13 protein-coding genes are annotated in these 12270 nt (G+C 72.2%); 10 read left to right on the top strand and 3 right to left on the bottom strand.

Features of this window, described 5'->3' with window-relative positions; all coding sequences use genetic code 11:
- The first annotated feature begins 148 nt into the window (after nucleotides 1-148).
- Nucleotides 149-970 carry an SAM-dependent methyltransferase gene (locus tag GXP74_RS23725; RefSeq protein WP_182453264.1) on the top strand — a complete coding sequence of 274 codons (822 nt, stop codon included), beginning with the start codon at nucleotides 149-151 and terminating at the stop codon, nucleotides 968-970.
- 122 nt (nucleotides 971-1092) lie between these two features.
- On the opposite strand, the gene GXP74_RS23720 is transcribed toward GXP74_RS23725, so the two are convergent.
- Complete coding sequence (locus GXP74_RS23720) at nucleotides 1093-2322, bottom strand: saccharopine dehydrogenase family protein (RefSeq protein ID WP_182453263.1); 1230 nt, start codon at nucleotides 2320-2322, stop codon at nucleotides 1093-1095.
- 112 nt (nucleotides 2323-2434) lie between these two features.
- On the opposite strand from GXP74_RS23720, the gene GXP74_RS23715 reads away from it, so the two are divergent.
- Nucleotides 2435-3145, top strand: a complete 711-nt coding sequence (locus GXP74_RS23715) for a TetR family transcriptional regulator (RefSeq protein WP_182453262.1) — start codon at nucleotides 2435-2437, stop codon at nucleotides 3143-3145.
- Nucleotides 3146-3239: 94 nt separating this feature from the next.
- Complete coding sequence (locus GXP74_RS23710) at nucleotides 3240-3743, top strand: Rieske (2Fe-2S) protein (protein WP_182453261.1); 504 nt, start codon at nucleotides 3240-3242, stop codon at nucleotides 3741-3743.
- 24 nt (nucleotides 3744-3767) lie between these two features.
- Here the strand turns inward: GXP74_RS23710 and GXP74_RS23705 are convergent, their stop codons facing one another.
- On the bottom strand, nucleotides 3768-4121 hold the full coding sequence (locus GXP74_RS23705) for a ferrous iron transport protein A (protein WP_182453260.1): 354 nt from the start codon (nucleotides 4119-4121) through the stop codon (nucleotides 3768-3770).
- A gap of 213 nt (nucleotides 4122-4334) precedes the next feature.
- Here GXP74_RS23705 and GXP74_RS23700 point away from each other — a divergent pair, with 213 nt between their 5' ends.
- The 7 genes from GXP74_RS23700 (at nucleotide 4335) to GXP74_RS23670 (ending at nucleotide 11146) form a co-directional block, all read left to right on the top strand.
- On the top strand, nucleotides 4335-5894 hold the full coding sequence (locus tag GXP74_RS23700; protein WP_182453259.1) for an MFS transporter: 1560 nt from the start codon (nucleotides 4335-4337) through the stop codon (nucleotides 5892-5894).
- 95 nt (nucleotides 5895-5989) lie between these two features.
- On the top strand, nucleotides 5990-6796 hold the full coding sequence (locus GXP74_RS23695; protein ID WP_182453258.1) for an SAM-dependent methyltransferase: 807 nt from the start codon (nucleotides 5990-5992) through the stop codon (nucleotides 6794-6796).
- Nucleotides 6793-8928, top strand: a complete 2136-nt coding sequence (locus GXP74_RS23690; protein WP_225448137.1) for a bifunctional diguanylate cyclase/phosphodiesterase — start codon at nucleotides 6793-6795, stop codon at nucleotides 8926-8928. The genes GXP74_RS23695 and GXP74_RS23690 overlap by 4 nt, the downstream gene beginning before the upstream one ends.
- Before the next feature lie 279 nt (nucleotides 8929-9207).
- Nucleotides 9208-9369, top strand: a complete 162-nt coding sequence (locus tag GXP74_RS23685; protein WP_182453257.1) for a hypothetical protein — start codon at nucleotides 9208-9210, stop codon at nucleotides 9367-9369.
- On the top strand, nucleotides 9363-9989 hold the full coding sequence (locus GXP74_RS23680) for a hypothetical protein (RefSeq protein WP_182453256.1): 627 nt from the start codon (nucleotides 9363-9365) through the stop codon (nucleotides 9987-9989). The genes GXP74_RS23685 and GXP74_RS23680 overlap by 7 nt, the downstream gene beginning before the upstream one ends.
- A 75-nt stretch (nucleotides 9990-10064) precedes the next feature.
- Nucleotides 10065-10280 (top strand): hypothetical protein, encoded by a 216-nt coding sequence (locus GXP74_RS23675; RefSeq protein WP_182453255.1) that lies wholly within the window; start codon nucleotides 10065-10067, stop codon nucleotides 10278-10280.
- Nucleotides 10281-10579: 299 nt separating this feature from the next.
- On the top strand, nucleotides 10580-11146 hold the full coding sequence (locus GXP74_RS23670) for a hypothetical protein (RefSeq protein ID WP_182453254.1): 567 nt from the start codon (nucleotides 10580-10582) through the stop codon (nucleotides 11144-11146).
- 178 nt (nucleotides 11147-11324) lie between these two features.
- Here GXP74_RS23670 and GXP74_RS23665 read toward each other — a convergent pair whose 3' ends face one another.
- The gene (locus tag GXP74_RS23665; protein WP_182453253.1) at nucleotides 11325-12164 is read right to left on the bottom strand and encodes a lytic transglycosylase domain-containing protein; all 840 of its coding nucleotides are present in this window, start codon (nucleotides 12162-12164) and stop codon (nucleotides 11325-11327) included.
- Nucleotides 12165-12270: the final 106 nt, after the last annotated feature.

Genomic DNA, 12270 nt, shown 5'->3' with positions numbered 1-12270 from the left:
GGTCGGGTGATTACCAGTGGTGATCGGCGCCGGAGCGGCGTGGATGACGGGGGATCAGCTCTGTTCTGGGGGTTAAAGTGTGCGGGGAATCACTGGATTGGCGTTCGAGTGGCAAGGGCGTGGCACCGTGGCTGACGGGTTGGACTGGATGAAGCCGAACGAGAACGACAAGCCGTCGGTGGAACTGCGGACGGACGTGCCGCACTCGGCGCGCATTTACGACTATCTGCTCGGCGGCAAGGACAACTTCCCGGCCGACCGTGAGGCGTCCGCCGAGATCGCCGCCGTCTGGCCCAATCTGCCGAACTCGATGCGGGCCAACCGCAGCTTCATGCGCCGGATGACCCACCACCTCGCGGCGAAGGAGGGCATCCGCCAGTTCCTGGACATCGGGACCGGCCTGCCGACCTCGCCGAACCTGCACGAGGTGGCGCAGGCGGTGGACCCGACCGCGCGCGTCGCCTACGTGGACAACGACCCCATGGTGCTGGTGCACGCCCGGGCGCTGCTGACCAGTACGCCGGAGGGGCGGACCACCTACATCGACGCCGACCTGCACGACGCCCGGGCGATCCTCGACGCGCCCGCGCTGCGGGCCACGCTCGACCTGGAGCAGCCGGTCGCGCTGAGCCTGATCGCGGTGCTGCAGTTCGTGACCGACGAGGACGCGGCGCACGCGATCATCGACGGGCTGATGTCGGAGCTGGCTCCGGGCAGCTTCCTGGCGCTGTCGACGGTCACCGCCGACAGCGCGCCGGAGGAGGTCACCAAGGGCATCGCCGCCTACGCGGCGCGCGGCATCCCGGAGCGGATCCGTGACCGGTCCGAGGTGGAGCTGCTGTTCCGGGGGCTGGAGCTGGTCGAGCCCGGCGTGTGCCTGGTGCACCGGTGGCACCCGGACGCCGAGGCCGCGGCGACCCCGGACGCGCATGTGCACATGCACGGCGGTCTGGCCCGGAAGCTGGGCTGAGCCTCGGGGCAACCTCAGGGGAGTCACGAGGACAGCCAGAGGGCACCAGCCATCATCGAGAGCACTGCTCTCGCCCGTGAGCGGTGATCGCTTGCGGGCGCGAGCAGTGCTCTCGTTCGTGGTTACTGCTCGCGCTGGCCCCAGGGCGAGCCGTAGGCGACGAGCAGGTCAAGGAAGGGCTTCGGCGGCAGCGCCTCCGGACCGAGCACGCCCGCACCGGACCAGACACCGGTGGCCAGCAGCTCCAGCGCGATCACCGGGTTGATCGCGGTCTGCCAGACCACCGCCTGCGAGCCGTACTCCCGCATCGACCACTGGTTGTCCACCACGTGGTAGAGGTACACCTCGCGCGGGTCGCCGTCCTTGACGCCCTTGACCCAGGTGCCCGCGCAGGTCTTGCCGTGCATCCGGTCGCCCAGCCCGGCCGGGTCGGGCAGCGCCGCCGCCACCACGTCCCTCGGCGAGACCTGGACCGGCCCGCCCGCGCTGGGCACGGTCAGCGGGGTGGTCCGGTCCAGTCCCAGGGTGTGCAGGGTCTTCAGCTTCTCGATGAAGTCGTCGCCGAGCCCGTACTTGAAGGTGACCCGCTTGGCGTCCACCCAGCGCGGCACCAGCAGCACCTCCTCGTGCTCCACGTTGACGCACTCCACCGGCCCGATGCCCTCGGGGAAGTCGAACACCTCCGGCTCGCTGAACGGCGCGGTGGTGAACCAGCCCCGGTCGGCCTCGTAGACCACCGGCGGGTTCAGGCACTCCTCGATGGTGGTCCAGATGCTGAACGACGGCGCGAAGTCGTAGCCCTCGACGGTCAGGTTGGCGCCGTCGCGGATGCCGATCTCCTCGATCTCGTCGAACAGCTCGTCCGCCGCGTAGCGGGCGAAGACGTCCGACAGGCCGGGCTCCACGCCCATGCCGACCAGGGCCAGCCGCCCGGACTTCTCCCACGCGTCGGCCCGCTCGAACTGCCCGTCGCCGAGCTTGACCCCGCACAGCCGGTACGGCTGCTCCGGGTGCGGATGCGACAGGGACATGGCCATGTCCAGGTAGTGCGCGTCCGCCGCGAGCGCGGCCTCGAACAGCGGCAGCACGAAGCGCGGGTCGGTCGCGTTCATCAGCACGTCGCAGCGCTCGGCGGTCAGCAGCGCGGCGACCGCGTCCTGGTCGGAGGCATCGATCCGGGCGGCGCTGAAGCGGCTCTCCTGCGGATCGCGCTCGACCAGGGCCGCCACGGCCGCCTCGGCCCGGGAGAGGTCGTAGTCGGCGACCACCAGGTGGTCGAAGAAGGACCGGCGGGCGGCGATCCGGGTGATCGCGGTTCCCACGCCGCCGGCTCCCACAAGCAGTACGCGCATGACGACATCCGTTCATTTCCGAGGGCTGGGGCGGTTTCGCGCCCTCAAACGATCAAACGCCGGGGCCGGACAAACGTCAATGGCGTTGGCATAAGCCCGTAGGCTGGGCACCATGGCGAAGACAGTGGTGCCGGGGGAAGCCCGGCAGCGGCGGCGGCGGACGAAGCAGGGCCAGGTGCTCAGCCATGAGCTGATCGTGGAGACCGCGCTGCGGATGCTCGGCGAGCACGGCGCCGAGGGGCTCACCGCGCGACGGCTCGGTCTGGGTCTCGGGGCCGACGCCAGCGCGGTCTACCGGTACTTCAACGGCATGGACGACCTGGTCCTGGCGATCGCGGACGAGCTGATGAGCCGGGCGATGGAGCACTGGCGGCCCGGCGGCGACTGGCGGGCCGACCTGCGCGACCTCGGGCTGCGGATCCACGCCGCCTACCTCGCCCATCCGCAGGCGGCCGTGCTGACCGCCAACCGGGTGAGCGGGCGTCCGCACGAGGTGGCCGCCGACGAGGCGATCCTGGCGACGCTGCGCACGGCGGGCTTCACCGACCGCGCCGCTGTCCGGATCTACCACGTCTTCATCGACCAGAGCCTCGCCTTCGCCGCCCTCGACGCGGCCTCGATCGCGATGCCGGTGCCGGCCCAGCGGGTCGACGAGGAGGTCTGGCAGGCGACCTACGCCCGGCTCCCGCAGGTGACGCACCCTCATATCGCGGCCAGCGCGGAGCTGCTGGTGGAGCGGATGAACCTGAGTGCCTACCCGGACGCGCTGGAGCTGCTGTTGGTCGCGGCGGACGCGGAACTGGGCGCCGCGGGGGTGGGTTGACGCGGCGCGACGGGCGCGCGGGATCGGTTGAACCGGGGCGGCGGGCGGCGCGTAGGAGTCGGCGACGGCAGTCCCCGACCAGCAGGAGCACCCGATGCAGATCGACCAGCCGCACGAGCAGGCCCCGGCCCGGCGTACCGTCCTCGCGGGGACCGGGGTGGTCGCCGCCGCCGCGCTGCTCACCGCCTGCGGAGCCGGAGGCGGCAGCGGCTCCGGCAGCGGCGCCGGGAGCAGCGCCGGGAGCAGCGCCGGGGGCACCGGCACCACGGCGGAGCCCGGCGGCGGCGCGAGCGGGAGCGCCGCCGCGCCGCAGGGGCTCACCGCGACCAGTGCCGTCCCGGTCGGCGGCGGCCTGGTGTTCAAGGCGCAGAAGGTCGTGGTCACCCAGCCGACCCCGGGCGAGTTCAAGTGCTTCACCGCCGTCTGCACCCACCAGGGCTGCATCGTCGGCAGTGTCGCCGACGGCCTGATCACCTGTCCCTGCCACGGCAGCCAGTACCGCGTCGCCGACGGCTCGGTGGCGCGCGGCCCGGCCCCCACCGCCCTGGCCGCGCAGGCCATCACCGTCAGCGACGGTGAGATCTCGCTCGCCCGGTGACCGGCGGGAGGGCCGGGACGGGGGCTACCGCCCGGGATCGAAGCGCAGGTACCGGGCCCAGATCAGGGCCTTGAGGTACGGGCCGTCGCCCGCGCAGTCGTACTGCGACTCGTCGAAGCGCACCCAGTAGGCCAACTCCCCGTCGTGGGCCTGCGGGTGGTCGACCGGGGCGGGGGCGACCAGGTCGTCCACGGTGCCCAGGAACTCGTTCCGCCAGGGCCCCTCCCACTCGGTGTCGTGGACCACCCGCACCCTGCTGCCGGCCGGCGCCGCGCCGGTCGGCCATTCCCCTGACACGGGGCATCCGAGGATCTGTTCGAGGGCGCTGCGGTCCCTCGCGCTGGTGGGATCGGAGGCGGAGCCAGTCGAGATCGTCATGAACCCATCATGCCGATGTGCCCCGGCTTCGGTGGATTCGGGGCCCCGATCCGGCGGTGGGGTGCCGCCAACCTGGTCCGGTGGGTGGCAGGGACGCGCTGCTTGACCGAGTGTGGGAGAGCGTGACTGTGACCGGGGACACACCGGCACGCCGGGACACGCGCAGTCGGGCAGCGGGCCGGCAGCGGCCGACGGAGCAGCCGAGGAGTGGACATGAGCGTCAGCGCAGGGTCCGGGGGCCGACCGAGGAATCTCGTGCTCGCTGCGATGATCTTCGCGGTCGCGATGACCTTCATCGACCAGACCATCGTCTCCATCGCGGTGCCGGAGATCCAGCGGGAGCTGGGGCTGAGCGCGACCGGGGTGCAGTGGGCGGTGAACGCCTACCTGATGGCGCTGGCGGCGCTGTTCGCCTTCGGCGGGCGGCTGGCCGACACCGTCGGGCACCGGAAGATGGTGGTGCTCGGGGTGCTGGTCTTCGCCGGGGCGTCGGCGATGTGCGGGCTGACGCCCAAGGGGAGCCTGGCCGAGGCCTGGATCGTGCTGTTCCGGGTGGTCCAGGGGGCTGGCGGGGCGATCATGTTCCCGGCGGCGCTGGGGATCGTGGTGCAGACCTTCGCGCTGCGCGAGCGCGGCCGGGCGCTGGCGGTGTTCTTCGGCATCGCCGGGGGCCTGACCGCGATCGGCCCGATCCTCGGCGGATACCTCACCCAGTGGACCTGGCGGGCCATCTTCTGGGTGAACATCCCGGTGGCGGTGGTCGCGCTGGTGCTGATCGCGCTGGCCAAGCCGGTGACCGAGCACCGGCCCGCCCCGATGGACTACCGGGGGCTGGCCCTGATCGCGTCCGGGGTAGGGCTGAGCGTGTTCGGCTTCCAGCAGTCGCAGATCTGGGGCTGGCGCAACCCCGGGATCGGTCTGTGCATCGCCGCCGGACTGCTGCTGCTGGTGGCCTTCGTGCTGGTCGAGCGGCGGACCGCGTCGCCGCTGATCAAGGTGGACATCTTCCGGATCCGGGCGTTCGCGGTGGAGAACCTGGTGCTGGGCATCGCCATGCTGGTGTTCATCCCGGTGTTCTTCTTCGCCAGCGAGTACGCGCAGATCGCGCTCGGGAAGACGGCCTCGCAGGCGGGGCTCTACCTGCTCTACTTCTTCCTCGGCTTCGTGGTCGCCTCGCAGCTCGGCGGCCGGATGCTGGACCGGGGCGGCGCCAAGCGCCCGGTGACCCTCGGCTGCGCCCTGTGCGCCGTCGGCTTCGCGCTGTGGGCGGGCAAGGTCACCCAGCTGAACTTCAACTCCCAGATCTGGTACGTGGTGCTGGCCGGGGCGGGCATGGGCTTCATGCTCAGCCCGGCCAGCACCGACGCGGTGAGCCGGGCGTCCCGGCTGTCGTACGGCGAGGCCACCGGGATCACCCAGACGGTGCGGAACTACGCGGCCAGCCTGGGCCTGGCGATCCTCGGGACGGTGCTGGTGTCGCAGTTCCGCTCCCGGGTGACCGCCTCGCTGATCGCCCGGGGCATGCCCGCCGGGCAGGCCTCGGCGGAGGCCTCCGGCATCTCGCAGTCGCAGGGCGGCACCGGCGGCACCGCGGACATCCCGGACTTCATCCGGCTCGACTTCGCCTACGCCACCCGCGCGGTCTTCTACGCGATGGCCGGGATCATGGCGGTGGCGGCGGTGGTGGCGCTGTTCGGCCTGGAGCGCGGTCGCCAGGAGGAACCGGAGGAGTCCGCCGTGCCGGTCCCGTCGGAGCGGGAGGACCCCCGCTGATCCGGGCGGAAGCGGTTGCGCCGGGAGGGGATCGGGCGGACGCTTTTGGTGTCTGTTGTCCGTTTTCCCATCTCTGTCCGGCGAAAGGGTGCGGCATGACGCGACCGACATGGGTGCCTGCCGGAACGGATCCCGAGACGCCGAACGCCGCCCGGGTCTACGACTACTACCTCGGCGGTTCGCACAACTTCGAGGCGGACCGGCGGATGGCCCGCAAGGCCATCGAGCTGTGGCCGGAACTTCCGCTGATCATGCGGGCCAACCGGGCCTTCCTGCGCCGCGCCGTCCAGTACATCGCCGAGCAGGGCGTCACCCGGTTCCTGGACATCGGCTCCGGCATCCCGACCTTCGGCGCGGTGCACGAGATCGCCCGCGAGGTGGAACCCCGGGCCCGGGTGGTCTACGTGGACCGGGATCCGGTGGCGGTGGCGCACAGCCGGCTGCTGCTGGCCGACGACCCGCTGAGCGAGGTGGTCGAGGCGGACCTGCGCGACCCGGCGGCGCTGCTGGCCCAGCCCGCGGCGGAGGAACTGCTGCGCCCCGGTGAGCCGGTCGCGGTGCTGCTGGTGGCGATGCTGCACTTCATCAGCGACGAGGAGCAGCCGGAGCGCGTGGTCGGCCAGTTGCGGGACGCGCTGCCGCCGGGCAGCTACCTGGTGCTCTCGCACGCCTCGCTGGAGGGCCGACCGGACCAGGCCGGTCCGCACCAGGACCTGTACCGGCGCACGCCGACCCCGCTCACCATGCGCAACCGGGAGCAGATCACCGGCTTCTTCGACGGCTTCGAGCTGGTCGAGCCCGGGGTGGTGTACCTCTCCGAGTGGAACCCGGAGACCCCCGGCTCGGTCGGTCCGCACCCGGAGCGGATGACCGGTATGGCAGGGGTGGGGCGCCGGACGTGAACGCCTCACCGCCGATGGGCGGCAGGCGTGAGGACGCGCGGGAGGAGGAGGACCCGGCGGCCCGGTTCCGGGACGCCTGGGGCGAGCTGCTGCACTCCGGGCACGGCGGCACACTGACCCCGGGCACCCGGCGGCGGCTGGTCAGCCGCACCACCTCGCTGCTGAACCGGGCCCGGACCGAGGAGCCGTTCGACACCGCCCCGGCGGCCGAGGCCGGGGCGATGCTGGTGCACGCCCACTACACCGACCCGGCGCTGCTGGCCCGGGTGGTGGAGCTGCTCCAGGAGCGGCCGCTGAGCGACGACCGGGGACCGGCGCTGGCCGGGGCCTTCGCGGCGGGCTGGGCGGTGGCGCTGCGCGAGCGGACGCTGCGCGAGCAGGAGTCGATCCGGCTGGCGGCGGACACCGCCCGCCGGGACGCCGAGCGGGCGCTACAGGCATCCGAGGCGCGGTTCCGGGCGCTGTTCGAGAGCGCGGCGATCGGCATCGGCATCGGCGACGTCGAGGGCACCATCCTGGAGGTGAACCCGGCGCTGATGGAGCTCTTCGGCGCGCGCCCGGAGGACCTGGAGGGGCAGCGGGTGGACGACCTGGTGCACCCGGAGGACACGCCCGGGGTCTGGGAGGCGTACGGGGAGCTGATCAGCGGCAAGCGGGACTACTTCCAGTTCGACAAGCCGTACTACCGGCGCGACGGCGGGGTGGTCTGGACGCACCTGACCGTCTCGCTGATCAGGGACGCCGACGGCACTCCGCAGTACCAGGTGGCGATGCTGGAGGACATCACCGACCGCTACCGGCTGCAGGAACGGCTGCGGCACCAGGCCACGCACGACCCGCTGACCGGGCTGCCGAACCGGGCGGCCTTCTTCGAGCGGCTGGAGGAGGTCTTCGCCGCGCCGGATCCGGACGCCAGGTTCGCGCTCTGCTACGTCGACCTGGACGGGTTCAAGATCATCAACGACAGTCTGGGCCACGAGACCGGGGACCAGCTGCTGACCGCCGTGGCCGGGCGGCTGTCGGCCGCGCTCACCCCGATGGGCCATCTGGTGGCCCGGCTCGGCGGTGACGAGTTCGTGGTGCTGCTGGCCGACACCAGCGGCGAGCAGGAGGCGGTGGCCGTCGCCAAGACCGTGCTCGGCGCCCTGTCCCGGCCGGTGACCGTCGGCGACCACCGGCTGTCGGTCGGGGCCAGCGTCGGGGTGCTGGAGCGGACGGTGGCCACCACCACGCCGATGGCGGCGGTCCGGGCGGCGGACCTCACCCTGTACCGGGCGAAGGAGCAGGGGCGCGGCCGGTGGACGCTGTACGACCCCAGGCACAACGCCCGCGAGGTCAGCCGCTACGCCGTGTCGGTGCGGATGCCGGTGGCCCTGGACCGGGGCGAGTTCTTCGTCGACTACCAGCCGCTGTGCGCGCTGGCCGACGGTTCGCTGGTGGCGGTGGAGGCCCTGGTGCGCTGGCGGCACCCGCAGTTGGGGGTGCTCGGACCGGACGAGTTCGTGGCCACCGCCGAGGAGACCGGGCTGATCATGCCGCTCGGCCGCTGGGTGCTGGAGCAGGCCTGCGGCCAGGCGGCCGAGTGGTCGCGCCGCTTCGGCCGGTTCGCGCCGCAGGTCAACGTCAACCTGGCGGTGCGGCAGACCCGCAACGCCGGGCTGGTGTCGGACGTCCAGCGGATCCTGCGGTCCACCGGCCTCGACCCGGGGCTGCTCCAGCTGGAGATCACCGAGAGCGCGGTGGTCGGCCGGGACGACGAGTCGATGCAGGTGCTGCACTCGCTGGTGGACATGGGCGTCTCGCTGGCCGTGGACGACTTCGGTACCGGCTGGTCCAACCTCGCCTACCTGCGGGACCTGCCGGTGTCCGGACTGAAGATCGCCGGCTCCTTCGTCGCCGACCTGCACGACCCGAGCCGGGACGAGTCGCTCGGTTGGCGGATCGTCGGCGCGGTGGTCTCGCTGGCGCACACCCTCGGGCTCACGGTGACCGCCGAGGAGGTGGAGACGCCGGAGCACGCGGAGCGGCTGCGGCAGATGGGGTGCGACTGGGCACAGGGGTGGCACTTCGGCCGCCCGGCCCGGCCGGGGGAGATCTCCCGCCGGATCGCCGGGGCGGCGGAGCACCGATAGCGACGATCGGTCACTCAGATCGGGCAATCTGCGGCTTATATGAGAAAAGTCACCGAATTGTCTTGACTGTGGGTGACGATCCCAGCAATGATGGGGCCCTGGCACCGCATTGGTCACTAACGCGGAAGTACATTCGCCAGTTGAGCTCAGTCGACGCTTCGGCGTCCGACCGACGGACCGTCAGCCTGGTCGTCCCGGCCCGCGACGAGGCCCGCAACATCCCGTGGGTGTTCGAACAGATAGATCGGCGGCTATCCGCAGCACCCCGGCGGCGTCGGCGTGCTGCGCACCCTGGGACGGCGCGGCGTCACCGTGCACGCCATGGTCGAGGACCGGTTCACCCCGGCCGCGCTCTCCCGCTACACCGCCCGCCGCTTCGTCCGGCCGACCACGCCGCGCTGCTGGCGACCGGGCGGGAGTGGGGCTATCCGCTGGTGCTGAAGAACCTGGCGGCGTGGACCCGGCTGCGCGCGCCGGTGGTCGGCCGCACCACCCTGGTCCGGGACGAGCGCGAACTGCGCGCCGCCTGTCCGCCGGGCCCGGCGCCCTCGGTACTGGTCCAGGAGTACCTTCCGGCCGGACCGGCCGGGGACTGGATCACCGAGCTCTACTGCCCGGCCGACGGCGCGCCCCCGCTGGCGTTCACCGGCGTCAAGGTCCGCTGCTGGCCGCCCGGCGCGGGGGCGGCCACCCGGGTACGGGCGCTGGACAACCCGGACCTGGCGGAGCAGGCCGCCGGGTTCTGCCGCCGCCTGGGCTACCGGGGCGCGGCGGACCTGGACTGGCGGCTCGACCCGCGCGACGGCCGGTACAAGCTGGTCGACTTCAACCCCCGGACCGGCGCCGGGTTCCGGCTGTTCGAGACCGTGGACGGGGTGGACGTGGTGCGGGCGCTGCACCTGGACCTGACCGGCCGTCCGCTGCCGAGCGGCGTCCGGCAGCGGCCCAGGGACTACGCGGTCGGGCAGCTGGACCTGCCCGCCGCCGCCTGCTGTCCCCCGTTCGGCGGTAGCGGCCCGGGCGCTGCCGCGCTCAACACGTGCCATTCGTATAAGAATTGAGACCTTCCTGCATCCTGACCGGACCATCGCCGGCAAGTGGCGAGGCCCCTGGGACAGAGGACCAACATGCACCAGATGCGACCTGAGATCACCAATTCGCTCGCGGGCACCACCCAGCCCGTCTACCTGTGGCACATCGCCAAGGACGCCGGTTCCGACATGCTCTGCGGCCGTTCGCTCTACACGGGGGTGGCCGTTCCCCCGCTTCAGCAGGGCCTCGCCCAGCAGGAGCAGCAGTGCCAGCTGTGCCTGTCGATCTATCGACGTGCCCTGCAGTCGGCAGCCACCTGACCACACCGGACGAGGACGTGAAGGGCCATCGCGGCCGGAACCGCGGTGGCCCTTCGCCTTGCCCGCCACGGGCCCGGGCCCGGCCCCGACCGGGCCCGCAACCGACCGGGCCGCTCGCCACGGGGCCTGCCGGGGACTGGGCCGGTTCCCGTTCGGAGCAACAGCGGGGCCGCTGGGGGGCTCCCGGCTCGCCGTCGCCCCCGGCTCGGCTTAGCGTCACCAACAAGGGCGAAACATCGCTTTCAGTGTCCGATCGGACACGCGATGTTCCGCCGGAACCGATGGAAGGGATTTCCTCCATGCGACGTACCTCGATAGCCGTGCCTCTCGTCGCGGCGGCCGCGGTCGTGGGTCTCTCCACCCCCGCTGCCTTCGCCCAGGGCGGGACCAGCAGTAACGTCACTTCGTTCGGGTTCAGCGTCTTCCCGACGACCGTGGCGCCCGGCGGTACGGTGGCCTTCGCGGCGACCGGCTGCTCCTCCACCGCTACGGCGGCGGCCTCTGTGTTCAACACGGTTACCCTCTCCGGCAACAGCACCTCGCAGACCGGTACCACCACGGTCAGCGCCAGTGCCACGCCGGGCACCCAGAACGTCACCTTCACCTGCGGGACCGAGTCCGGCACCACGCCGTTGACCATCTCCGCCGCCAGCACTTCCACCAGTACTTCCACCAGCACCTCCACCGGCACCTCGACCACCGCCACCTCGGCGACGCCGACCGGCGCGGTGGCCACCGGTGTCGGTGGGTCCGTCCTCACCAGTGACCCGATGGAGACCGCGGCCGGTGCGCTGCTGCTCGCGGGCGCCAGCGCCAGTGCGGTGTGGATGATGCGCCGCCGCCGCGCCGGGACCGCGGCCAGCTGACGCCAGTCGGCCCGCGCGGTAACCGAGTTGACGCACCATCAGGACCGACTGCCGAGGGTGGGAGTGGCAGCGGGGCAACGAGCAGGGGCCCGGCACACGATGTGTGCCGGGCCCCTGGGGGTGCTCGCCGCAGGACCCCTGTCCGGTGCCTGGGCGCCGCAGGGGTGGTTCGGGTGGCTCAGTACCAGTTGTTGGCCTGCCAGAAGGCCCAGGCCTGGTTCGGGCTGCCGTAGGTGGAGTCCATGTACTGCAGGGCCCAGGTGATCTGGGTGGTGGCGTCGGTCTGCCAGTCGGCGCCGACCGAGGCCATCTTGTCGCCGGGCAGGGCCTGGGGCAGGCCGTAGGCGCCGGAGGACGGGTTGACGGCGGTGACGTTCCAGCCGCTCTCGTGCGAGATGATCTCGTCGAAGGAGGCCAGCTGGTCGGCCGGGACGATCGCGGCGGCGATCGCCTGCGGAGAGCCGGAGGCGGCGGCCGAGGCGACAGCGGAGCTGGACGCGGTGGAGCCGGTGCTCGCGGTGGAGGAGGAGCTGCTGCCGCTGTTGGCGGTCGCCGAGTTGTAGGCGTTCTGCGCGGCCGAGGACGCGTCGCTGTTCAGCTGGGCGGAGTTGCTGCTGCTCGCGTTGTCGCTGGCGCTGTTGCTCGCGGTCGCCGAGTTGTAGGCGTCCTGCGCGGCGGAGGACGCGGCGCTGTTGGACTGGGTCGAGCTGCTGGCGGCCGGGGCGGAGGCGGCCGGGGTGTAGGCCGAGCTGGCGGTGGAGCCGGTACGGCCGACCGCGGCGTAGTACGCCTGCTGGGCGGCGATCGCGGCCTGCTGGTTCAGGTAGGCGAGGTGCGCGGCGGCGTCGGCGGCGGTCTGGGCACTGCTCGTCTTGGTCACCGCGCTCGCCGGAGCGGCCTTGACTGCGGCGGGGGCGACAGCGGTGGTCTTCACAGCCTGGTGCACAGCGGCGACCGGGGCGGCGGCGTTGGCCGTCGCGAAACCGCCGAGGGTGGTGAGACCGGCAGTCGCAGCCACGATGGCAGCCGAGACACGCATACGGGGGGAGAGAGACATGGGAGAGTTCGACCTCAATCGGGTTGGCGTGTGCTTGCCTTCGGCGTCCGACCGCTCCCGGACAGGG

Origin of the sequence: Streptacidiphilus sp. P02-A3a, from assembly GCF_014084105.1 — a bacterium.
In the GTDB taxonomy this organism is placed as follows: domain Bacteria; phylum Actinomycetota; class Actinomycetes; order Streptomycetales; family Streptomycetaceae; genus Streptacidiphilus.
The sequence above is the reverse complement of the archived record's forward strand: the minus strand, read 5'-3'. Positions and strand labels throughout refer to the sequence as shown.